This is a genomic window from Shewanella sp. SACH (genome assembly GCF_001887095.2).
Taxonomy (GTDB): domain Bacteria; phylum Pseudomonadota; class Gammaproteobacteria; order Enterobacterales; family Shewanellaceae; genus Shewanella; species Shewanella baltica.
Genome location: NZ_MPDG02000007.1, coordinates 126659 through 151931 on the forward strand (window position 1 = coordinate 126659; position 25273 = coordinate 151931).

Sequence of the window (25273 nt, forward strand, 5' to 3'; positions counted from 1 at the left end):
TCAGGCCTAAAACCATTAGGGTTACTGCAAGATGCTGACATTAAGATTCAAACTCGCACTACGCCCCTTGTCGTCAGTGACAGATAACTTATAGTCACCCGCCGTCAAGGGCCGCCACTCTAAGGTCTGTTTCGGTAAGCTTTGGCCGATGAGATCCCGCCCAACAAACCAGTACAACATACTCGCGTCGGATGCGGCATCGGCCTTCAATGCAATATGTTCATTTAAATGACTTTGCCTCAAGCTATAAGTGACATTTCTCAGGGGGGAGCGAATAACAGGATCTATGCTAGTGAGCTGAATAGTGTTACGACACGATTCGGGCAACTGTGGCGCCAACTTGCGCGGTAGCCCCGCCTGCTCAAATAAACTCGCCATGTCCGAAGGCCAGAACGCGAAGACTTCTTGGTGCTGGGTTTGAGTATCATAGGGTGGGCACACAGCCATACCCGTTTGATTATCAACCCAAACAGGACGATGTAGCGTAGACACTTTGACGGGAGAGACGCCGGGAATAAACCAACCCTCAACCACTTTAGGGCACCACAGGTTAGGCAACTCACCTGATTCGGCGCAAATGTTCACTTTTTTCACTGTACTGGGTTGAGCTAAGGCTTTATCGGCGGTACTCGGCAGACTTGCCTGCAAAGCATCACTGATGCTAAAAAATAATGGCCCAGCAATTTCAGCACCAATAAAAGCGGCATTCGGCGTTGCATCGAAATTCCCTACCCAGACCACCAATACATAGGGGCCAGCGACGCCAGCGCTCCAAGCATCATGGAATCCCCAAGAGGTGCCCGTCTTCCAAGCCACACGCCAGCCCTGCTTAGGTAAACCATCGGCGCGCGGATTGTCTTTAAGCATATCCAACACAAGAAAGCTCGCAGCTTGACTCAATAACTGAGTGCTCGGCGGATTAATGGGCTGATCTGTCCTCTCCCGTAAGGGATAATAACGTCCCTCACTCGCTAGCATTAGGTAGAGTCTGCCAAGTTCCATCATAGTCAGCTCGCCCCCCCCTAAGGCAAGTGCTAGCCCATAATGGCTTTCTCCCCTTAGACCAAGTATCTGGGCTTGTCGTAAAAAGCCGTACAAATTAGGACGAGTCAACTGCCCTGCCAGCCACACTGCAGGCAGATTGCGGCTCTTGATCAAAGCATCATGGGCACTAATAGGGCCCGTGAAGCGATGGTCGAAATTCTCCGGTTCAAAACTCCCAAAAGCGGTAGGCGCATCTTTAATGATACTTTGGGGATGAATAATCCCTTGATCTAACCCTAAGGCATACAGAAAGGGTTTCAGAGTCGAACCAGGAGATCTACGGGCGACGACACCATCAACTTGACCATAAATCATGGGATTGAAAAAATCAGCTGACCCTACCCAAGCCTTAATCGCCTGATCACGGGTATCGATCAATAGCGCTGTGGCATTATTCACGCCTAAATGGCGCTTACCCGCAACATACTGACGAATTCGCAGTTCCAGCAGCGTTTGTAACTTAGGCTCTATTGTCGTGTGAATAACCGTCGCGTCTTGGCGTAGTTGTCGACGCGTAAAATGGGGCGCCTTAAAAGGCAGCTCGTTGCGTTCAGCCCCTAGAGCCGTCAACACCAGCAAGCCTTGATTGCGAGGATCATCTGGATAGGTCTGCTGCCAAAATAGCGCCAGCCTATCCCTTGCCGCTTGAAAGTCTGCCTGAAATCGAGCCCGACGCGCCGGACTCTGAGGCATAACCGCTAGGCTCAAGGCTTCGCTCAAAGACAACTCACCCGCGATTTTATGGAAATAAATCTGACTTGCAGCACCAACCCCTTCAATATTGCCCCCCATGGGAGCGAGGTTAAGATAAGCCTCTAATAGCTCATGCTTGCTATAACGAGCCTCTAACCAGAATGCCGCCAAGATCTGCTCTAATTTGCCCGACACAGTGCGACTGTTAATGGCATAGACTCGACGAACTAACTGCATAGTCAGAGTCGAGGCACCTTGACGATCACCGCCAACATAAGTGGCTAATATGGCACGTACTAATGCGACTAGATTAACACCTGGGTGATAATAGAAATAGCGATCTTCCTTTAACAGCATGACCTTAATCATGATGGGGGAGATATCCTCTAAATCTTGCCAGAGTCGATATTGGCCATCAGTGGCTAAGGTCAGGCGCATTAAAGAGCCATCGGCAGCCAACACCTCACGTGAACTAGGCATCAGTTGACTCAATGGCTGCGCAGGCCAAAGTCTAAGCCCTAGCAATATAACGGCTAGGGCGACTAAGGCTAGATAAACGGATCTCATGGAGCAGAGATCACTAATTCACTGCCCGCCCCCAGTGCTTGTTGCAGAGGATCATACAGCCCTTCAGCATAGGCAGCTGGCACTTGGAAATGGCCAACATTGGTTGCGCGTGCTTTGTAAGTAAAGGTGCCCACATCACGGCTAGCCGTACCATACAATACGACTCTATCCTCACGGACATTGAGCCAAGAAGGTGACCAATCACTCCGTTCGCCAACGCCTATTGGTGGCTGCCAACCACTGAATTCTTCACCTTTGTCTCTATATACTGGCTCAACACCACCTGGGAGCAGATCGATAACAACGACTTGTTCCAGCTGCTCGAGCGACGTCGCCCGCAGTCGCAATCGAACTAAGAACTCCTCTCCGACTTTCAATCCCTTAAGCGGCTCGCCCTTAAGATCGAGATAATCGCGACTCACTTCTAAACCGTGACTGAAAGCGGCAACGGGCTGCTTATCAAACCCCGCTTCCATCAACATGTAGAAAGCATCGGCAGCACCCGTCTTTTGGACTTTGACCTTATCAGTAGTAAACGGCAACTCAGTCTTGGGCAAGGTTTGCAGCAGCCACTTGTCCGCCACTTGAGCGGTTAACGTCAACTCACCACTGCTTGCTTGCTGATCATAAGCCGCCAGTGCTCGTACTAAGGTTCCTGCAGATAGAGAAGTATAACGTTGTGCCGATAGCCAGTTACCCACACGTTCTAACAATCCCTCGGGTAGCTTCTCAAGGCGTTCTGGTGCGTGGCGGGCTACTAGGGTTAGCAATTGAGCATCATGAACCAAAGGATCTAAATATAGATCGAAACGCTTCGGCGTTTTCTGCATTAATTCCCATGTTTGTGCTTCCCATAACGGCTTCGCCAGCGACTGTTGCTGCATGAGTGTAAAACTCGCCGCTAGCCAAGCACTCGCAATATCAGACTGCCAACCTTTAGGATAATAACGCTGTAATCGATCGCGAATATCAGCCAGAGCACCGCTGACCTGCACACCTTGGCGAGCCAAGAGATAAGTGCCGTAGGCGCGCTGACGCAACTCGCTCAAACCACTACTCGGGCCACTGCTCAGCACAGATAAATAGCCATTAGCTCTCTCTAGCATGTCCTGCGGCACAGCATAGCCATTACCTTTGGCGTCCAATAGCATATCCACGACATACAGGGATACCATAGGTTCGACAACGGGATTTGCCGCCCATAGACCGAAGGCACCTTCACTGTTCTGGCGGCTACGGAGCTGAGCAATCAGTTGATTAAAGGCGGGTAAATTCTCCTGCGGTTTTACCAATATCAGGGCCGGAACAGATTTAGATACCAGTTGTTCGGTACAGGCATGGGGATAACTATCGAGATAAGCACTTAATCCCTGCGCCCAGACCAAGGGGCTACTTTGAAGTCCCGCCTCTTTGCGGCTAAAAGGCTCAAATAGCTTACGTTCCAGCGATAATTGCTTCTCTGCACTCTCTAACACTGCCGTCTGCAACTGCACGCGATTCGTGGTTAGAGGCCGGATTGAAATACTCTCTCCAATCTGGAAATCTCCTTGTTCACCTTTGAGCGTCCAATGCAACTTCGCCTCTCCCAGAGGCTCAATCGCCTTGAGTTTGAAACGCGCCGTCGCCTCTTGTCCCGGTAGAATATCAAACGATTGCTCAGCACCCTCTAGCTGGGTCAATCCACCCTCCAAAGATAAAGCCACTTGGACATGGGTAGATGTAGGCTCAGTGTTGTAGAGTCCAAGCGTGATTTCGGCCTCATCACCTGGAGCCAAAAACGCGGGCACATTTGGACTCATCACCACTGGCGCCTTCACGTGAACAGAAGCTTCGGCAACACCCATATTGCTGTCAGTTACACTGACGGCAAAGAAATGAATCTTTCCATTAAACGTATCGGGAACACTGTAATTAAACTGCTGTTCACCGGCGCTGAGCTCCTGTAGTCCAGACCAATATACGACTGGCGATGCACGTTTACGCTTAAACGGATTCAAATTTGCAGCGAGCAAAGCTTCGGCATCGCCACCGGGTGCGGCATAACGCATTAACACGTTAAGATCTGGTAATAACAAGTCTAAGATTTGGCTCGAGTTTACCGTCAACGCCTTTTTAGCAAAGAAGTGTCCTAACGGATCGGGAGTTTGATAACGGGCGACTTGTAATATGCCTTCATCCACCCCAAAGACCACGACTTTTGAGGCTGTAGACAAGTTCAAGCCAATCTTTAGATCATTACCCGGCTTCATCTGCTCTGGCAGGCTTAACGATAAGGGCTGACGACGCTCGCCTAAATCTATCTTAAAGGGTTTCACCGCATAGGATAAAGGACTCATAAAAATCTCATCTGAGTCTGGCGCGCGCAAGAACTGCACATTCACATAGGCATTGCCTTCTATCCCCTTTGGCAATTGGATCGATTGCACCGAGCGACTGCTATCTGCTTTAAACCATTTAAATGCATAAACTTTATCTCGCTCAATGGTGATCAAACCCGCACCAGTGTAAGGCGCTTGAATCGCGAGTTTGATCGTCTCGCCGGGTTGGTACTCATCTTTGTCTAACTTGAGTTGAAGTTCAGCATTACGCTCTAAGGCACGACTCGCATTTCCCTGACCCGCAACACTATAGTCAATTTGGTTAAGCTGGCGCCCTTCGGCATCGATGATCCTTAATCGGTAATCACCAGACTCACGCGTATCGAGAGACAAATCGAGTTGACCCTGCTCAAGCTGTAAATCAGTGCTTTCCAATAGCGTATCTTTACGACGTGACTCATAACGATACGTGCCATCATTTTGCTTCACCAACACAGAGACCCAACGTCGAGCAATGCGTTCAGCCTTAAGTTGTACGGCTCGAGGTTGTAAATCTTGACCCACAGTCACTAGCTTAAGATGCCGCTCTCCCCCTTTGCTAATAAAGCCCAAATCACCATCGGCTTTATAACCCAGTAGCATATCGGCGCTCGAGACCAGTGCCTGATCTTGAGCACTCACACCTCTACCGGATCCTGCCTCATACACTTTTGCAAGCAGATGCAACTTGAACGTCGTCTGTCCGAAACGATCTAAGGCGAGATTCAGCCCTGCAACGCCTTCTTCATTGGTGTTCACTTCCGCTAAGGTCTCACGGAAGGATTCTTTCAACTCACCTAACACACCAAAGTAATAACCTGGCCATTGCTTAAAACTAATATCCGTGGGCGACAGTACAATTTCACCCGTCACGCGTCGATCACCCGCAGGTCCACCAAACAGCTGCTCGGCCTGAACCTTAGCCGACACGTCCGCAGGTTTTAACCACCCTAAACCAGTGCCGCCATCCGTCGCCCCTAGGGTTACTCTGACCTTGATACGATCAGGTTCAAAATCGCGAACTTTAAAGCTCACCTCACCCAAACGAGTCAAACGATGTTTATCGCGGATTAAAGATAAGCTGGCAGTGTACTCACCAGCCACTGCGGCCTCGGTACTGCTAAAGTCCAAACTATTAAAACCGCTCGTGTCTAAATTAAATGTGCGATCTAATACATTAATGCCACGCGGATCTGTCACCACCATTTTGACCGGCAAGCCCTTAAAAGAGGCTGCCCAACTCTGGCTCCTGACTAAACTCGCCACATGGGCCGTTTCACCTGGGCGATATAACCCGCGGTCAGTAAAGAGATACGCACTTAGCGTATTAGGATCTTCACTCTCGTAGCTACCGCCAATATCAAAACGGGACATATCGAGCTGACGGTGCCAATCGCCTATCGGCAAGAAAGACACATCTCCGGCTTTTTCTACCCGATAGAAAAGCGGCGTCTTTTCACGACGCAATTCACCCAACTGAGGTAAATGCACATGGCCTTGTGGATCAGTAAGTCCTTGCGCCACTGGCAGACCGTTACGTCCAACCACTTCCACCTTGGCATCGGTAATCGCTAAGCCCTTGGATAATGACTGCACAAATATATCCAAACTGCCGTCGACACTGCGCTTAGCCAAAATCCCCAGATCAGTGACTACCACAAAACGTAAATCATGGGCCTCACGTGGATAATCGTCGAAGGTACCGTAATTATTCTCTTCGGCTGGCGTTAACTTAAGCACAAAAATGCCGCGCTTATCCGCGAAGTAGGATTTAAGGTCCACCTGACCATAGGAGGTTTTAGCGGGATCCGTCGATGCAAAGCTTTGGGTTATTTCAGTGCGCGTCACCAGTCGATCGAAGGCGGCATTGTTAAAGTACTGGGCCGTGAAAATACCCGAATTCTGGTCCACCAGCTGATGAAGTTGATCGGGCAACAGTTGAGCGACCTCAATCCTGACATCTGCAACACCTCTCACTAGATAACCTAAACGTTGATCATCATTTAACGTTAGTAGCGCGCCCTCGCCGAGGAACGAAAGCGCCTTGGGATATTCCGGCATACGCACCACGGAAAAAGCGGCATCACGGGACAAATAGCCACCCTGACCTTCCACATGCTTAGCCACTTTAATGGCAAGATAACGCCCCACAGGTGCTTTAAATTTAAAGCTATGTAACTGATTAAGGCCTTCCGCTCCAGGGTTTTGACTCAATGACACTTTCGGTGCTGCAAGCAACACTGAGTCAGTGACATTTTGAGTATTCCAGTACGTATTCCCTTGGGGATCTTTCTGGGGCAACAACCAAGCTTCGACCTTGCCTTTAAGTGCCTCATCTCCCACGGGACGAGAACTCTCCATGGTCAGTACAGGCTCAGGTTCTTCCTTATCGTTATAGGCGAAACCAATTTGCGCTGCGGAAAAACTCAACTGATAACGTCCCGGCACACTAACCTGCGTACTGCCTTCTGCGGCCGCATTCCCGCCAGTTGCCGCTTTAATCCCTTTACTCAGTTCTAACTTAACCGAGCTCGGTTCCAATGGCGTCGCTAAAGGCGCCGAATGAATATAGGCATTGAGGTGTTTATCATCGAAGGTCAGCTCATAATCACTGTCTTGGCTATAGGTTAAACCTGGGCTTAACAGTACAGACAAAGCTGGCTTAACGGTTTGTGTAGCGACGGGATGACTAAAATGAACGGTTGCGACAACCTTTTGAATATTGGGCTGATTCGGATCATGGTAAAGGCGGGCATCGCTAATATTGGCGCTGAAGGGAGCGGTCTTAAACTCGAGGCGATACTTATCCAGTAGAATATGACTGGCTAATAATGTGTCACTATCCAGTGTGAGATCGTAGGCTTGATCCACTGGCCAGTCACCATCAGGTTGAAACTGTAGATGTTTATCGCTCGCCCAGCGCCATTGACCTGCAATAGCGGGGCTCAAATGAACGCCCTTATTCAAGGGTTTGCCTATGTTATCTAGGGGGGCAACTGAATCGCTAAAACGAACGACAAGCGGTGCAACCTGAGTCGTCTCTGCCTCGTAATTAGTCAATGACGGCGCAAATATTCTAGACTGCACTGTTTGTGGTTTAGGTAAATGCTGATACCAATCCCACGCCTTCCATAGGCCTGCTGCAACGAATAATAGGGCTAATAGGCTACCGATACTTTTGCCTGGATGAGCTTTGCACCAGCGCATCCAAGGTGGTGATTGCCAATGACCAAAAATATTTGCTAACAGAGTCTTCATCCCTAATTTCTCCTACATCCCCGCGGATGCATCCAATGGCAGTATGACCAATACAAATTAAATAAATACCCACATCAACCGAGGCGAATGGGGCTAGATGTTACAACCCATAGACGATTTTGCGTGGGCTATGTATTTCCATCCACAGCTCCGCCGCAGCGTCTGCCTAGACTGGCAGCAACCAAGTTTAACCTAACATCTCAATATATTACTTAGCCTTAGGCCTGAATGGCTTGATCACGGCTTCGTTGCACTCTAAATACGGGCCTTCCATTAAGTCGATACAGTACGGAATGGCGGGGAACACGGCATCTAAACATTCGCGAATCGATTTTGGCTTACCGGGCAAGTTCACGATCAACGAATCCCCCCGTAGACCTGCGGTTTGGCGCGATAAAATGGCAGTGGGGACAAATTTCAATGACTCGGCGCGCATCAACTCGCCAAAGCCTGGCATCATGCGATCACAGACGGCTTCAGTGGCTTCTGGGGTAACATCGCGTTTCGCAGGTCCTGTGCCACCCGTGGTGACAATTAAACAGCAATCCTGCTCGTCAGCCATTTTGATCAGCGTCGCTTCAATCACATCCTGTTCATCGGGGATCACTTGATAAATCGGCTCCCACTCGCTGGTGAGGTAGTCGTTGAGCGTGTCGATAATCGCCTTGCCTGATATATCTTCATAAATCCCCGCGCTGGCGCGATCGCTTACCGTCACAATACCGATTTTTGCTTTGCTCATAGGAAATCCCCAATGATGTTGAAATAAAACCCTGCCGAAATAAAAAATGTCGACATCTAGCATGGAAGAAGCCGCTGCAGCTTCGACCTTAAGTCGCAGCTAAAATAGCATAAATGCTCGGAAAAGGGGGCGACTAAAACGTGATTGGGTTCGCGCTATGCTATTGAAAAATGACGAGTGGAAAATCTAAAAGGCAAAAAATCCAAGGTCAACTCAACAGGCTCGCCTTGGATTTTATCGTTAATACAGGCAGGTTTAGCTAACCTGCGCCAACGTAGGTAAGGAGGGAAACGCGCCCTTTTGTCCGCAGGTAATCGCGCCGCAGCGAGTTGCAAACACCACCGCCGCCTCTAAGTGCGCTTTGCTTTCGAGCCTTTGTTTCAAGGTCAAATTGCCTAAATCGTATTCCAGCTCTAAGCCTAAGGCGAACAGGAAGCCTGAGATAAAACTGTCGCCCGCGGCCGTGGTATCGACGGCTGAGATTTTAGGAACGGGTATGCTAAACCTTTGCTGCTCTGTGATGCATTGCACTGGATTGGCACCATCGGTAACCAAAATCACCTCAACCCCTTGGGCGAGGCAGAACTGCAGATAATCTTCAAAGCTCTTTTCCCGCGCTAATGCTAAATAGTCCGCTTCTTCGCGGCTCATTTTCAGCACTTGAGTGTAGCGAAAACACTGCTCAACCCGCTCGGCCAGCAAGGACGTATCCTGCCACAGGGATAAACGCAGGTTCACATCGAAACTCACTAAAGTCGCGAATGCATTGGCACAACGCGCGCCATAAAGGCTAGTGTTAAAAATGGCAGTTTCAGTAAAGGTATTCGAGCAAAGGTGAAAGATATCAATCCCCTGCCATGGGATATTGTCAAAATGCTGATTGCTGTAACGCATATCGGCTGTGCCATTTCGGTTGAACTCAAAGGCACGCTCACCCTGTTCATCTAAATTCACCAGCACAGTCGCGGTAGCGGCGCCCGGCACTTCGGCAAGATAATCGGTCGCCACACCCTGATCCGCTAAGGCTTGCTTTAACATAACGCCATAATGGTCGGCGCTGATGCCACCGGCAAAGTAACTCTTACCGCCGAGTTTAGCGTAACCCACGGCCACATTGGCGGGCGCGCCACCCGCAATCGGCTGATGATGCTTGCCCGTGGCATCGGTTGGCAGTAAGTCTACTAACACCTCACCGAAACTGAGTAATACCGTCATTTTCACTCCAACTTTGTTTTCTATATTCTGTATTCTGTAGCAGGCAAAAAGCCCACTTTCATGGGCTGTTTTGGGCTTAACATTTTTTCTGTAAAAACAGTTTCTGTAGCAAGATCCGCTTAGAACTCGTATTTAAGCGTCGCACTCGTGGTGCGGCCATTAATAGTACGGGCACGGATAATATTGTTATCAGGGATTGAGCCTTCTTCCGCTTCAGTAATACCCGTGACATTAAACAAGTTGTTGACGTTTAAAGACACACTCATGGCTTCGGTCAGATTGTAAGTTGCAAAGGCATTTACTTGGTTGTAGCCGTCGAAACTTAAGTCGTTATTATCTTGAGCATAAGAATCCGTGGTACCGATTAAGTTAACGCCCACTGAACCTTGGTCAAAGTTGTAACGGCCCATCAAAGAGTAGATGAAGTCAGCCTGTCTTCTTGGGGTGTTACCCACCACTTCTGGCGTTAATGCATCTTTAGCAATCTCAGCATCGGTCCAGGTCAGGTTGCCTCTAAAGTCGAAGTCACCGATAAAATAGGCCGACTCGATTTCGATACCTTTGGCTTTGTACTTACGGTCGAAGAAACGTTGGCTGGTGGCTTCAAAGTTTTGCTCTTCGGTTTCAGAGTAGAACGCCGTCGCGAACACAGACAGATCATCGTAACGGTACTTAACACCTAACTCATACTGGTCAACGATATCAACCGCATCTTCCTTCGCCACTGAACCATCGGCACGCACCTTACCAAATAACAGACGGTCGGCATTGGCGCGGCCACCGTGGCTCAAGCGTGCAAAAGCAGCTAAGTCACTGGCAAACTGATAGTTAGCACCTAATGAGTAAGAGGTGTAGCTCCAATCGTAGTTCACTGGCTGAGGATTCGCATTATCGATGGAAGACACGCTCTGCTCAGGGATTGAAATCACCCCATCGAGATTCATATCCACTTGCGATTGCACGCTACCGGCGTAGTTACCGCTCGCATCACCACTGTCATAACGCACACTGGCATCGAGCGATAAGTCACCAAAACTCGAGGCTAACGCGAGGTAAGGCGCTTTAATGGTGTAGTCGGTATCGTAATTACGTTGGCAACAATTTCCCCAGTAAGGTACGCCATAACCATAGAGGCCATTGTCAGAATACGCAGTACCATCGGCGGCAACCACATCTAATAGCGCGGCATTATCGCCTTTTACTTCCATCAGATAAGAGTTCCACATCCAGGTCATGCTGATGTTTTGCACCGCATTGTAATAACCTAAGGTCACGCTGGTATCGTCGAAGGTTTTAGTCAATTTGAAGTCGTTTACGATTGAGCCAAAGTCATTCATCTGCACATCAAAGGTATTGATACGCATGGCTAAACCGTCCATCTGACTACCAGAATTAGGTCCATTGGCGTAAATCAACTTAGCGCCAGTGCCTGCAATACTGGTCGCGATGTCGCTACCGTTGGCTACTTCGGCTGGGAATGGCGCAATGAAGTTACCGCTCACATCGGAGAAGCGGAAACGGTTTTCTACCTGCCAATCGTTACCTAAATCGAAGGAGGCTTCTAAGCCGACAGAATTAACTACAGGATTCATGCCATCGCGCATATCGCCACGGCGACGTTCGCCATCGGCACCTAAGCTCAAGGTTGATTGGAAATAAGCGGATTGAATCGCATCGGATTTAGCATCAAAACCTGGGATTGAACTGCCATCTGAGTACATAGGCATAGGTAAGTAACCAATGCTTTTATCATCTAAATGTTTGAAATACAGACGAACATAACCTTTATCGAATTCTTTGGTTAAGTTAGCTTTGATCTGGCCGCCTTTGTTGGCGTTATAGCCAGCGTCGCGTGGGCCTTCGCCCGTGCGCACAAAACCGCCCACATGGAAACGCAGGCTGTCGTTGATGCTAGTGCCGTATTCAAAGTCGGTACGGAAGGTATCGTAATCCAGCCCTAGCGTGGTAGCCACACTGCCCGAATCCGACGTTCCGGTTTTACTGATCACGTTGATAATGCCGCCGGGGGCATTACTGGCCGAAGTCGATGCCGAGCCGCCACGGATAGATTCAATGGTTTGCACTGTTGAATCTAAGCGTAAAAAGATGTCTGCGTTACCGAAGGCGATATCGCCAAACTGCAGGATTGGCAAACCATCTTCTTGAATTTGCAGGAACTTAGCACCACCAGACGCCACAGGTAAACCACGCACGGCAATGTTAGCGTTACCTTCGCCGCCAGTAGACTCCACCTTCATCCCCGGAATAATACGAAATGCCTCGGCCGATGAACGTGGCGTACTCACTTCAAGCTCAGCCAGTGACACACTGCTGACTGACACACTAGAGTCCATAACACGAGTGCCACGGGCAACCCCAGTCACGGTAATTCTTTCTAAACCTAACGCGTCTTTCTTGGCTTCTTCCTGTTGTGGTGCGTCGGCAGCCCAAAGGTGAGAACTCACCAACACGGCCAATGTACTTAACAAGAATTTCTGTGATGTGCTTTTTATCATTTTTATGTCCCCACCCATATTTGAGATGCAGCCCGCTCTCCCCATGGCTACAGCTACCGAATTGTGATTAATCGAAGAACCATCTTAGTGATTGCTCAAGGTCATATTGAACTTAACCCCGAATCAACTTAATCGATTAAGTTAACAAGTTAGCAACTTAACAATAAAAAGCAAGTGCGTTTTTTGCACAGTTTTGGTTCGCACTCTGGATGAATTAGGTCAAAGTATTGATTAATTGAAGAAATGTGACAGAAAAATATTTTCTGTCACAGCCCAAATTAGTGCGCTTCAGCCGTTAACAAATGACGAGCAGGATCTTTAACGAGATTAAATCCGCTCAGGAGGCATAACAAAATGGCAAAACCAGTGGCAAGGTAGAAGCCATATTTAACATGGCCGAAGATATCGCCCACGAACCCCATCAACAAGGGGCCAACGGCGGCGGACACGGCAGTAAAAAACAGAATCACCCCAGCCACAGAGCCATGCTGATCCACAGGGAAACAGCTAATCCCCTTAGAGTTAAGCGTGGGATACATCATCGACATAAACAGCCCAGACAAGGGCAGCAAGACAACAGCCGCTTCAATGCCGTAGATCATAGACCCAAGATAACAAGCACTTATCGCGAAGCTAAACCAGAACATCACTTGCTGCCACGGGAAGCGATCGAGCACCCAGCCCCCTAAAAAGCGCCCACCCGCACGCAGGGTAAAAAAGATCGTCAGGGCATAAGCGGCCAATGTGGTGTAATCGCCTTGATAACTTTGCAGCAAGGTCGGCATCCACACATAAATCGCCACTTCGGTGGCAACATATAAACCTATCGCGAGTGAAAATCCTAATGCATAAGGGTTTTTCATCATCTTAAAGGTGCTGGCAAGGTTAATCGCATCCGTCGAGGAACGTTTGATTTGCGGATAATCAGCCCGATAAGCTAACCAACACAGCACTAAACAGAAGCAACCCGCCCCAAAATACAGATACTTCCAAGAGACGCCGCTGATCAGTAAATAACTAACAATGGCTGGCCCTATCATAGCGCCGACACCAAAGTAGCCCTCTACCGTATTCATAGTGCTCGAATGCTGTTTTGAGGAAGTCGAGATATCGCCGATAAGCCCGAGTGCGCCGGTTTTAAAGACGCCAATCGCCGTGCCGACAAAGGCGAGTAGAAACAAGAAATAGTAAAACGATTCCCCCAGCGCGAACATGAAGCAGGCGAGCGCGAATAATAATAATCCCAATAGAATGGTTAACTTACGTCCAATCTTATCCGCCAAGAAGCCTAAAAATAGCCCACTCATTGCGATAAAAATCATCGGCATATAATGGAAAGCACTGGCCTGCGACATGGACAAACCAAACTGGGATATCAGCTCTGGAATAATGACACCCACGGCATCTGAGGTCATAGCGAACATGAAAAACATTAAATATGTGAGTACCCGAATACGGGTGTGATTGCGGTTATCGCAACCTTTTGAATCACTTACCATACCATTTCACCTTATCGTTATTATACCTACTCGCTCTCAGCTGCTCAGTGACAGCATACTGAAAGGGTTTCGGCTTTTGTGTACAGCAGTGAGCCAGCCTCCCCCAAAACTTGAGACTAACTCAAAAATCCAACAAACCACTTGAATAATGTTTCATATTGGTTAAATATACAACTTAATCGATTAAGTTTAGTTGTGCAATCAATTAAAGGATTGCCATAAACCTTTACTCTAAAAAGACAACTCAAGCGTGGGCAAAGTATGAAAAACCAAGTGCAACTGATCACCTATGTCGACAGAATTACCCATGCCGGGCTCAAGGAGCTCAAAGCGCTGCTCGATGACGAGTTGCAAGGTCTATTCGGCGGCGTACATCTTTTGCCTTTCTATTTCCCCATTGACGGCAGCGATGCAGGCTTCGATCCGATAGACCATGTACAAGTCGATTCACGCTTAGGCAATTGGGATGACGTTAAACGCATTGGTGACGACTACGACATCATGGCCGACCTTATCGTTAACCACATGTCCGCCGAATCGCCAGAATTTAAAGACGTGCTCAAGCACGGCAAGCAATCGGCTTACTGGGATTTGTTTTTAACTAAAGACAAGGTATTTCCTGAGGGGTTAAGCGAGCAAGATCAAGCCGCTATCTATCGTCCGCGTCCGGGCAGTTGTTTTAGCACTTACACCTTAGCCGATGGCTCGACCGAAGAGTTTTGGACCACCTTTACCCGCAATCAAATCGATATCGACGTTCATTCCGCCGCGGGTAAAGATTATTTAAACCGAGTGCTGGCGCGTTTCGACCACAGTAAAGTGAATCTGATCCGCTTGGATGCTGCGGGTTATGCAATTAAAAAGCCCGGCACTAGCTGCTTTATGATTGAAGAGTCCTTCGAGTTCGTGGATAAGTTAGCTAAGCAAGCCAATGCGTTAGGTATGACAACGCTGGCCGAAATTCATTCGCACCACATGACTCAAGTCGAGATCGCCAAGCGGGTCGACATGGTGTACGACTTCGCCCTGCCACCGCTCATCCTGCACACGCTATTTAGCCAAGATTGCCAAGCCTTGACCCATTGGCTCGAAATGGCGCCGCGCAACTGCATTACCGTACTCGACACCCACGACGGCATCGGCATTATCGACGTCGGCCCTATGGATGGCTTGCGCGGATTATTGACCGAAAATCAAATCGATAATCTGGTTGAAACCATACATGGCAACAGTAAGGGCGAGAGTCTACAAGCCACAGGCGCGGCCGCCAGCAACGTCGATTTGTATCAAATCAACTGCACCTATTACGATGCCCTCGGTCAGAATGACCTAGATTATTTGATGGCACGGGCGATTCAGTTTTTCGCACCCGGTATTCCGCAGGTGTATTACGCGGGTCTGCTGGCGATTCCAAACGATATGGATCTGCTCAACAACACCCATGTCGGTCGCGATATCAATCGTCCTTACTTGAACCGTGAAAAAGTGCAGCAAGCAATGCAGAAACCTGTCGTTAAGGCGCTGACTCAACTGATTAAACTGCGTAATAGCAGCCCAGCCTTCGATGGCCGCTTTACGATGGCATCCGCAGAACGCACGTTAACCTTATCTTGGACAGCGACCGATTCGCAGGCAAGTCTCACCCTCGACTTTGCCAATAAAGATGGCCAAATCATCCTTTTAGATAAGCAAGGTAAAGAGACACAAGTGTCGTTATCAAAACTGCTGGCTCAAGCATAAGCTTGCGTTCCTATTCGGGCTTGAGCTTAGGTTTAAGTTCAAGCTAAGCGGCATAGTTTTGAGATAGCAAAAAGGCGCATTGAATGCGCCTTTTTTAGTTAAAAGATGTAGCGACTAGCAGCTCTTACCGAGGCGTAATTCATAGCCCAAAACTTCCGCATGCACGGCATCACTGACAAACATTTGCGCCGCTTTTCGGCCCTTCTGCTCAGAGTATTGATAGACGGTCGTTAACGGCGGATTTGAACGTGTGCCTTCATCTATACCATCAAAGCCCACTACTCGCACATCTTCAGGAACACTCAGCCCCATGGCCTGCGCCTCACCGAGCACACTCAAGGCGATTAAGTCACTCATGCATAAAAACACATTCGGCCGTGGAGTCGAGTTCAATGCTTCTTTTGCCGCTATCGCCGCATAGTCGGCATTGCTTTCGGGGATATTCCAAATGCGGTCCTGCCCCAGTACAACGCCCACTTCTTCAATCGCTTGCAAGTAACCCTGTAATCTTTGATGGGCAACAGAGGTGTCGATTTCTAACAAATTCAAATCATAAACCCGGCAAGTTAAGTGGGTATCAAGCAAACGTAGCCCCAAAATGGCCACATTGTCCGCAGGTGACTGCAATGCCAGTTTCGCCACTTCATAGGCGGCTAACTTATTGTCTATGCTCACTGATGCATTGCGGTGGATATCAAAATCAACCGTGACGACCTTTTTCTTTACCTGCTTTAACTGCTCGGCCAACAGCGCATTGCGCGGGCGACCATAACAAATAAAACCATCCACAAAGTCGGCCACCGCATTCACGCTGTCTGAGCTGCCCGAAAACAGCAGCAAATTGAGTTTCTCTTGCTCCAAGACAGAGGCCACGCCCTTCATAAATTTACTGGCGACGGGATCGGACACCATGTATTCCACGCTGTCCGACAATACCAAGGCGACAGTATCAAACTTGCCCTTACGTAGGGATTGAGCCGCTTTATTTGGTCCGAAATATCCCAACTTAGTGCAGGCAGCTAAAATGTCGTTACGACGTTTTTCCGATAATTGGTCGGGGCGATTAAACGCGTTAGAAACAGTGGCATTAGAGACACCCAACTCATTGGCTATGCTCTTTAGGGTCCAGTGTTTTGTTGTTGTCATGCTTATGTCCTGGAATCGAATAAGGCCACAAAAATACGGCTCAGCGCAAATAGTACACGGCTTAAATGGGTCGTGCACCTGCAAATCTAGGCTTAATGCGCAGTTTCGCTATCGTGATCTTTTAATGCCGTTGCAGGGGATAGAAAACCGACTATCGCGGCACACAATGCCACACCCGCAGCGGCCATAAATCCAAATTGGAAGGCGTGATGCACTACCTCTGTCGGCAGTGTTTTAATGGCGGCGATGCCAAGTTCAGAACCCGTGAGTGGTAACAGACTATAAAGCAGCACGCTAAACAGCGCAGTACCAATAGCAGCGCCCATAGAACGACACAGTGACACCATGGCCGTGATCTGGCTGAGTCGCGCTTTGCCAGACACGCTCTGCACCACGAGCTGCACGCTTGGCATCACAGTCCCTAACCCTATCCCGACCAACACACCTAAGCCGCCAATCACATTGGCATTAGGCGGCACAAAGCTAATCAATAACAAGCCGATGAAAGCTAAACCCATACCAAAGGTCGGCAACCACTTAGGCGCGACATCTTTACTTAACAGTCGGCCCGCAATCGTCGAGCCAGTGACAATACCAAAGGTCATAGGCAAGAGCAGCAAACCGGTTTTGGCGGGATTAGTGTGTAAGCCCACTTGCAGATAAATCGGCAGGAAGAAGATCATCGCAAACAAACAAGCCGCAAACAGCGCCGCCGTTAGTAGTGGCATATACACGGCCTTCTTCGCCAGTAAATCTAACGGCAGAAACGGGCTCGCCAATCGCCGTTCCCACAACAGCAGACCTAGAATGCCGAACACCACAAAGACGGCAAAGCCTAAGCTGGTCGCAGAAAGCCAAGCAAACTCTTGCCCCGCCACAGATAACCAATATAACAGTGCGGTGATAATGGTCGGAAACAAGACCACGCCCACTAAATCAAACTTGCCTTGGCGTACGGGTTTAACGCTGCGCTTATGCAGCCCATTGAGTCGCCATACCGCTAGCATAGCCAGTGGAATATTCGCCCAAAATAGCCAATGCCACGAATAAGCGTGCACCACAATACCGCCAATGACAGGGCCGCCAACACTCGCGAGGGTAAACATAGCAGCAAAATACCCTTGAAAACGCGCCCGCTGCCGAATGGGAACTAACTCACCAATCAAAGATTGAGACAAACTCATCAAGCCGCCACCGCCCATGCCCTGCAAGATACGTCCGGCGATCATATGATCCATAGTGCCCGCACTCGCCGAAACGATCGAACCCAGCGCAAAAATCACTATGGCGATCATCAGGATTTTCGCGCGACCGAAGTTATCCCCTAACCAGCCATAAATCGGCACAGAAGCGGCCATCGCCAGCATATAACCGATAGTGATCCACGAGGCTTGGCGCAGGCCGCCAAGATCTTCAACTATGGCTGGCGTCGCCGTGGCGAGTAAGGTTTGATCGACTGCCGCCAAAAACATGGGCAAGAATACAGCCGAGAAAATGGCGAGAAAAACAGAAGTCGGTAAAGGGTCACTCTGGGATAACGCAGGCTCTAAGGACATATTGTCTCCGCTAACTCATCAGCCCAAGTGCAAAAAGAAAGTGCATAAAGAAGATGTGCTAAATTCGCCGTGCATTCCAATACTTAGACGCCCAATAACTGTTATGCAGGCTCGAAATCTTCACCCCTTGGCTAGTGGAAACATGAAGAAAATTATCATCTCCCACATAAATGCCGACATGGTGCGTGCTCCAACCTGTCTTGAAAAATACCAAGTCGCCCTTGCGCAGTTGATTTCTCGGCACAGGTTTCCCTAGAGCTTGTTGTTCTTCAACCGTGCGCGGCAAGGTCATACCCAACATCTTCTGATAGGCGACCGACACAAAGGCCGAGCAATCTATGCCCCGCTTAGTGCCACCGCCTAAACGATAGGGCACACCGCGCCACTCAGAATGCAGTTCGGAGATATTGCTATCGTTCCAAACCGTGGCGGGTTCAACTTGCTTTACCACAGGCTTAGGTTCTGGCGCGCTAGCACAAGCGCCAAGGCCTAAGGCTAAGATAACTATCAGTAATCGTTTCATAGCTTCAAACTCATTGCAGGCAGATTTCACAGTAACGTAATTTTGAGTTTTTATCAGGTAAATTCAGGGCGGCTGGGGATCAAAACGCCCAAACACCCGCGCACTCTAGCAGACTAATGTAACCCAAAGCTTAAAACTATAACGCGGTCCACAATAAACGTACGCCCACCAGCACCATTAAAATCAAGATGATGCGCTTAAATAACCTGTCGTTAATTTTATCTTGAATAAACAAACCTAGCTTTACCCCTAACCATGCCAGCGGCACCAGTAACAGGGAAACTAAAATATTCTCTTGGTTAATCTGCCCAAGCAAACTGTAGGGAATAAGCTTGACTAGATTCACCACCGCAAAAAAGACAACAGCCGTGGCTAAAAACTCCGCCTTAGCCAAACGCAGCGGCAACAAGTAAGCATTGAGTGGCGGCCCGCCCGCATGGGCAACAAAGCTAGTAAATCCTGCTGTTAAGCCACACAAGCGCCCTACTAGAGGTGAAGGTGATGCTTGGGTTTTATCCCCCAGAATCAAACCATACAAACCAAAACCGAGGGACACACAGCCTAAAATCGCCCGTAGATATTCTTCATTCAACCTATCAAACAACAGATAAGCGATAAAAATACCCACTATTGCCGCGGGCAGTAATATCCATAAATGACGCGGATTATGTTGCCCCCACCAAGAACGCACACTTAAAAAATCCATATAAATCAGCAGCGGCAACATAAGCGCCGCCGCTGTGGTAGGGCTAATGGCCAGCGCCAATAGCGGGACAGTTAAGCCGCCCACACCACCCGCAAAACCGGATTTAGAAATCCCCGTAATCAAGACTGCGGGTATCGCCACTAACCAAAAAAGAGGGTCCGTTAACATCAACACATCCTGAATAACGCTTTATGGCTATCAAGTTACCTGTTGTTGAGGTGATAAAAAAGCAAAAAATCCGCAGCCATTTAGCTGCGGATTTTTGTTTTAGCTTTTGGCTAAGCCGGACTAAGTGTTTGTGCTTACGCCGATTCTGCCGTCATGTTCACTAAGCGCGGTGTACTCTTAGTGGCTTTCTTGGCTGACACTGGGGTTTTAGGCTCTGGCATACGTATGGTTAGTGACATCACTAACGCCACCACCAGCAGCACTAAAATCACGTTGAAGGTCGCAATAAAGCCACCGAATAACGAGGCGACAATCGAACCGATAATGCTGCCGACACCAAAACCTAAGTAGATAACTCCATAGTTTTTAGTCAGGTTATTCAGGCCGAAGAAGTCGCTCACCAATGATGGATAAACAGTAATTGTGCCACCAAAACTAAAGGCAACGCAGGCAACGGCAACGAAGAACAGGTTAGCATTCAAAGGTACAAACAGCAGTAACACCATACCGACTAAAGTGATGATCTGCGCCAGCGAAATAACCCGAATGCGAGGAATTTTGTCCGACAGGATACCCAGCACCAAACGACCACTGAGGTTCGCCATGGCAATTACCGCAACCGCATTGGCGGCGACCAGTACAGGCAAGTCGACCATCTTCTCGCCGATATCTTTCGCTACACCAATCACATACAAACCACTCATACAGGCAGACAGGAACATCAGTGCCAACATCCAATATTGCGGTTTACGCATGGCTTCTGCGAGGGTAAAGTCGCGGCTTTCGGCTTGCTGACTTGCGGCTGATTGTGCTGGCGCATCTTTCATCAACATGCCGCCACATAACACCAGCGCCATGGCGATTAACCCCCACAGTTGGAAGGTGGTTTCAAGGCCAGTATTTTCGAGTAACAGCACGTTGATGTACTTAAATCCAAGGCTACCTAGACCATAGGCGCCAATCGCTAACGCCGAAATCAGCCCTTTGCGTTCGGGGAACCACTTCACGCAGTTAGATAAAGTCATTAAGTAGCCAGTGCCATCGGCAAAGCCCACTAAAATCCCGGCGCACAGGTAAAGCATCATCAAGTTACTGGCTTGGGCTGTGAGTAAAAATCCCAGCCCGAGTAATAGGCCTGCGCCTAAGGTGACATTACGCACGCCGAAGCGTTCCTGTAATTTGCCCGCCATGGAAGATGCCACGGCCAAAGACAAACTCAGCAAACCAAATACAAACGCCACTTGGCTGACAGGTTCGTCGAGCTTAGCGGCCAACTGCGCATTGAACAGGCTCCAAGTGTAAACTGAGCCGAGTGCAAACTGGGTGATAATAGTACCAACTAAGGTCAGGTACCGAGTACGGTTCATCTCTTTAGTCATGATGCATCTCGCTTTAGTGGATCAGGAATTGAGTCCACTATAAGAGAGATGCGATTCGCGCCGATCAATTAAGGCATGAAATACAGATCTGCAGGAATGAATGACAATTACAGCCTCATCAGCTGTCGAAAAGCCTTAATATTACTACGGCTAACGGGCACCTCGAACGACAAATCATGCAAGCGGATCAGGTAAGTACTATTGAACCAAGGCACGATTTCGCGGATCTTGTTGATATTGACGCAATAGGAACGGTGGCAGCGGAAAAAGCCCTCGGCGGGCAAGCGGCTGACAAACTCGCTGATGGTCATTTGCATCACATAACGGTCGGTGCGGGTATACACATAAGTCAGTTTTTCATCGGCCTCGGCGTAATAAATTTGCTCGCAGGGCGTAACGATAATCCGTTCACCTTTGACTAAATTCACGGTACGACTCGCATTACTCGCGGCTTCATGTTGCGGCTTTGGCGCTTGTCGCCCCGCCAGTTCAATCTTCTGCAATAAGCTGATGATCCGCGGCTCATTGTAAGGCTTGAGAATATAATCGAAGGCTTCAAGCTCAAACGCTTCTACCGCAAATTCTTTATAGGCAGTCACAAACACCACATGGGGTGGATGGGTCGATTTATGCAGATTCTTCGCCAGCAATAGGCCATCGATGGACGGAATTTGGATATCCAAAAACACCACATCAACCTCATGATCCTGCAGATATTTAAAGGCCTCCAAGCCATCCTCAAAGCTTGCCACTATGTCTATCTCACTGTGGCTCTTTACTAAATACTCCAGCTCCTCACGGGCCAGATATTCATCTTCAACTATGATGGCTTTTAACATACTTGCGCCTCATTTTCCGGTAAATAAAAGCTGACTTCAGTCCCCGGTTCCAGCCGTTTAAGCTGCAGCCCTTCGCCGTACAATAACTTCACCCTCTGGTGCACATTCATCAGCCCGATACTGCTGCTTTCTATGCGACCCGCGGCGACGCCATCTATCACCTCTTGGCTGATCCCATAACCTGTGTCACGCACGGCCACGCGAATGCCAGAATCAAGTTTTTTCACTTCTATGGTCACTCTGCCCGGCGCACTGCGCGGCTGAATGCCGTGCAAAATGGCGTTTTCCACCAGCGGCTGCAACAAGAGGCAAGGCACGCAAAAATGCACATCATCGACATCGAACACCACTTCAAGCTTGTCGCCAAAGCGCGCCTGCTCGATCGCCACATAATCGCGTACTTGTTTGACTTCTTCTTGGATATCAATCAGCTCATCGCCCTTGGCTAGGTTATAGCGCAGATAATCGGCCAGATTGGCAATCAACTCCCGCGCCTGCTGTGGCCGAATGCGGATCAAAGAAGAAATCGCATTGAGGGCATTAAACAAAAAGTGCGGGTTAATCTTGCTCTGCAGCGCAGTAAACTCCGCCTTGCGGGTCATCTCCTGCAGTTGCTCGATACGCGACACTTCCATCTGGGTCGAAATCAGCTGCGACAAGCCCACAGCCATTTCCCGCAGCGAGCTGGTAATCCGATAGTTATTGCGATAATAAATCTTCAGCGTACCGCTCACAGTGCCGTTTTCACGTAGCGGGATTATGATGACCGAATGAAAATCCGATAAATGATATTGGCGTAAGTCATTGTTAATAATGTTTTGATCTAGCTCTATCGCCCTTTGAGTCATCTCGCTAATCGCTTGATGACCATCGACCTCGTAGTAATCTTTGCCAACGCCCATATAGGCTAATACATCGCGAGTATCGGTAATGGCCACGGCATCGGCGTGGATTTCATTACGGATCACGCCGCACACTTGCTCTAAGGCATGGCGATCAATTTTGCGGAAGAAAGGTAAGGTTTTGTTGGCAATATCCAGCGCGAGCTTGGCCTGCTTGGCGGCAATGAGCTCTTTCTCATCGTCGAGGTCTTGCACTAGCTTGATAATCAGTCCGATACACACAGTGCCCGCAATCATGGGATAGGCAATATGGCTCACAATCTCTACACCCACTTGGTGCGGCTCTGTCAGCAGCCAAATCAACAACATGGTCAGTGTTTCGCACAACATGCCCGCCACAATGCCATAAATCCATAACTTAGATTTGGGGCATTTGTAGTAAATCCAGGTCGCCATTAGACCGGCAATAATGCTGGCGATTAAACACGGGATAGAAGTATCGCCATCCATATCAATCAGATATCTATGCAGCCCCGACAACACGCCCGCAGGAATACCAACCCAAGGGCCAAATAAAATTCCACCGGAAATAATCGCGATAATCCGCACGTTAACCAGCGCGCCTTCAACCTCAATACCGGTATAGGTACTGAACACCGCAAATAAGCAAAATATCGCCGCCACAGAGACCAGCTCTGCGGGGGTGTGATTACGCTTTTGGAATAAACGCTGGAACGGTCGAGTGCGGGTTAAAAAGAACAAGGTCATCAGCATCAAGGCCGCCCGTTCAAATACCGCCAGTAACATCATTTGATTTTCGAGCACGCTTTCCCCTTAATCAATCACGCTGAGTGACAGCCTAATTCTATATGTGAATTCTATCTGTGTTAGTGTTAAGCAGTACGCTGAATGGATTACGGCTTAGGCTGGCAATGTCGCCGCCGACACCAGTACCGATAAAAGATAGACTCGATTTTGCGGATCTGACTTAACGCGTGAAGGATAAAAATCACCGAGACTAACCCAGAACTCGGCCGCTATTACGGCTCGAGTAAAACATCAAACGCTAATGCCCCACATAAATACAGGCTTGCTAAAGTAAAGGACAGCAAAAACTCCCATACACGCGGGCTCAGTCACATATTCACGTTTGAATTGGTTGAACAGAGTTATCGAAGGGCGATTTTAACAGCTCAATTACCCAGCCATATGACAGCGTCGATTTGCAAAATCCACGGGAATACCCGAAGCTAAAACCTTCGGCTCGAATGCAAGATGGGATCTGAAACCAGTTCAGCATGCCAGACTAACACTAACTAAGTGTGTCCTCGCAAAGGAATAAGGAGCGAACATGAGTGAAGTTCAAGCACAGTTTTATGGTGGCCCTAAGGAATGCCCTATTGAAAATGGCCGCATTCAAGTTCAACGAATTTCCCCCAAAATCAGTGATGTCGGCGGCATTCCCGTCGCACGGGCGATCCCACAAAAAGAGCGTCGTCTTATCGGCCCTTGGTGTTTCCTCGACCATATTGGCCCAGTCACCGACGGCCCTGAGCTAAACGTTGGCCAGCATCCGCACATTGGGCTGCAAACTTTTACTTGGATGCTCGAAGGCGAAATCATGCACAAGGACAGTCTCGGCAGCGCCCAAGTGATCCGCCCTAAACAAGTTAACTTGATGACCGCCGGACACGGTATCGCCCACACCGAAGAATCCGTCGCAGGCCATAGCACTATGCACGCGGCGCAGCTGTGGATTGCCCTGCCGCTTGAGCATAAAGACACAGCACCGAGATTCGATCACTACCCCGAACTCCCGACGTGGCACGATGCGGGCGTTGATTTCACCCTACTAATTGGCAGTTGGCAGCATCAACAGGCGCCCACATTGCACTTCTCGCCGATAGTGGCGATGGATTTGTTTGCCGCCGAAAACACTGAGCTCACTCTGACTCTCGACCCGAGTTTTGAATATGCCCTCATGCCACTCGAAGGCTTTTTCCGCATCGATGACCAAAGCTTCAACAATAACGACCTCGCCTATCTGGGGATGTTACGCGAAAGCGTCACTGTCGAACTCGACGCGGGTTGCCGCATATTGCTAATCGGCGGCGCACCACTGGCCGATCCTGTCAGTATTTGGTGGAATTTTGTCGGCCATAGCAAAGACGAAATTGCTAAGGCTCAAGCCGATTGGGAAGCCCACTCGACACGCTTTGATACTGTGCCCGGCTATGACGGCAAGCGCTTAGTACCACCGCCGATACCTTGGTGAGCTTCAGCTAAAGAATGGCAGGCAAATACTTGATAGCTAGCCCATTAACATCAATCCGATAACTGCCCACGCCTAGAATGGCTTACCCCATGAGTCTATGGGGTAAGCCTGATTATTAGCTCGCAGCTTGATATGAGTGCGCGAGAACAGCCCGAGTAAACTGCACGCTAAGCCACTCACAGGGCTATAAATTTTACGGCTTTTTTAC

At 49.0% G+C, this 25273-nt stretch carries 15 protein-coding genes; 2 read left to right on the plus strand and 13 right to left on the minus strand.

Features of this window, described 5'->3' with window-relative positions:
* Nucleotides 1-21: 21 nt before the first annotated feature.
* From pbpC to BM607_RS19630, 6 genes are all read right to left on the minus strand, one after another.
* Entirely contained in the window at nt 22-2304 is a 2283-nt protein-coding gene (gene pbpC, locus BM607_RS19605) for a penicillin-binding protein 1C (protein WP_071940580.1), read from the minus strand.
* The gene (locus tag BM607_RS19610; protein WP_071940581.1) at nt 2301-7919 is read right to left on the minus strand and encodes an alpha-2-macroglobulin; all 5619 of its coding nucleotides are present in this window, start codon (nt 7917-7919) and stop codon (nt 2301-2303) included. The genes pbpC and BM607_RS19610 overlap by 4 nt, the downstream gene beginning before the upstream one ends.
* A 208-nt stretch (nt 7920-8127) precedes the next feature.
* Nucleotides 8128-8661, minus strand: a complete 534-nt coding sequence (mog, locus tag BM607_RS19615) for a molybdopterin adenylyltransferase (RefSeq protein ID WP_006083754.1) — start codon at nt 8659-8661, stop codon at nt 8128-8130.
* A 255-nt stretch (nt 8662-8916) separates the two neighbouring features.
* Entirely contained in the window at nt 8917-9876 is a 960-nt protein-coding gene (locus BM607_RS19620) for a carbohydrate kinase (protein ID WP_071940582.1), read from the minus strand.
* A gap of 119 nt (nt 9877-9995) precedes the next feature.
* Entirely contained in the window at nt 9996-12392 is a 2397-nt protein-coding gene (locus BM607_RS19625) for a TonB-dependent receptor (RefSeq protein ID WP_071940583.1), read from the minus strand.
* Between the two features lie 278 nt (nt 12393-12670).
* Nucleotides 12671-13891 (minus strand): MFS transporter, encoded by a 1221-nt coding sequence (locus tag BM607_RS19630; protein WP_071940584.1) that lies wholly within the window; start codon nt 13889-13891, stop codon nt 12671-12673.
* A 261-nt stretch (nt 13892-14152) separates the two neighbouring features.
* On the opposite strand from BM607_RS19630, the gene gtfA reads away from it, so the two are divergent.
* Entirely contained in the window at nt 14153-15631 is a 1479-nt protein-coding gene (gtfA, locus tag BM607_RS19635) for a sucrose phosphorylase (protein WP_071940585.1), read from the plus strand.
* Nucleotides 15632-15745: 114 nt separating this feature from the next.
* On the opposite strand, the gene BM607_RS19640 is transcribed toward gtfA, so the two are convergent.
* From BM607_RS19640 to BM607_RS19670, 7 genes are all read right to left on the minus strand, one after another.
* Entirely contained in the window at nt 15746-16777 is a 1032-nt protein-coding gene (locus BM607_RS19640) for a LacI family DNA-binding transcriptional regulator (RefSeq protein WP_011848244.1), read from the minus strand.
* Nucleotides 16778-16869: 92 nt separating this feature from the next.
* Nucleotides 16870-18333, minus strand: a complete 1464-nt coding sequence (locus tag BM607_RS19645) for an MFS transporter (RefSeq protein WP_071940586.1) — start codon at nt 18331-18333, stop codon at nt 16870-16872.
* 58 nt (nt 18334-18391) lie between these two features.
* Nucleotides 18392-18856 (minus strand): NlpC/P60 family protein, encoded by a 465-nt coding sequence (locus BM607_RS19650; RefSeq protein WP_006083761.1) that lies wholly within the window; start codon nt 18854-18856, stop codon nt 18392-18394.
* Nucleotides 18857-18992: 136 nt separating this feature from the next.
* On the minus strand, nt 18993-19730 hold the full coding sequence (locus BM607_RS19655; protein WP_006084819.1) for a sulfite exporter TauE/SafE family protein: 738 nt from the start codon (nt 19728-19730) through the stop codon (nt 18993-18995).
* 134 nt (nt 19731-19864) lie between these two features.
* Nucleotides 19865-21109 (minus strand): MFS transporter, encoded by a 1245-nt coding sequence (locus BM607_RS19660; protein ID WP_006084818.1) that lies wholly within the window; start codon nt 21107-21109, stop codon nt 19865-19867.
* A 107-nt stretch (nt 21110-21216) separates the two neighbouring features.
* Nucleotides 21217-21948, minus strand: a complete 732-nt coding sequence (locus tag BM607_RS19665) for a LytTR family DNA-binding domain-containing protein (RefSeq protein ID WP_011848248.1) — start codon at nt 21946-21948, stop codon at nt 21217-21219.
* Nucleotides 21942-23615: a sensor histidine kinase gene (locus BM607_RS19670; protein WP_006083765.1), complete on the minus strand. Its 1674-nt coding sequence runs from the start codon at nt 23613-23615 to the stop codon at nt 21942-21944. The genes BM607_RS19665 and BM607_RS19670 overlap by 7 nt, the downstream gene beginning before the upstream one ends.
* 526 nt (nt 23616-24141) lie before the next feature.
* On the opposite strand from BM607_RS19670, the gene BM607_RS19675 reads away from it, so the two are divergent.
* Nucleotides 24142-25065 carry a pirin family protein gene (locus BM607_RS19675; protein ID WP_012586363.1) on the plus strand — a complete coding sequence of 308 codons (924 nt, stop codon included), beginning with the start codon at nt 24142-24144 and terminating at the stop codon, nt 25063-25065.
* Nucleotides 25066-25273 lie beyond the last annotated feature (208 nt).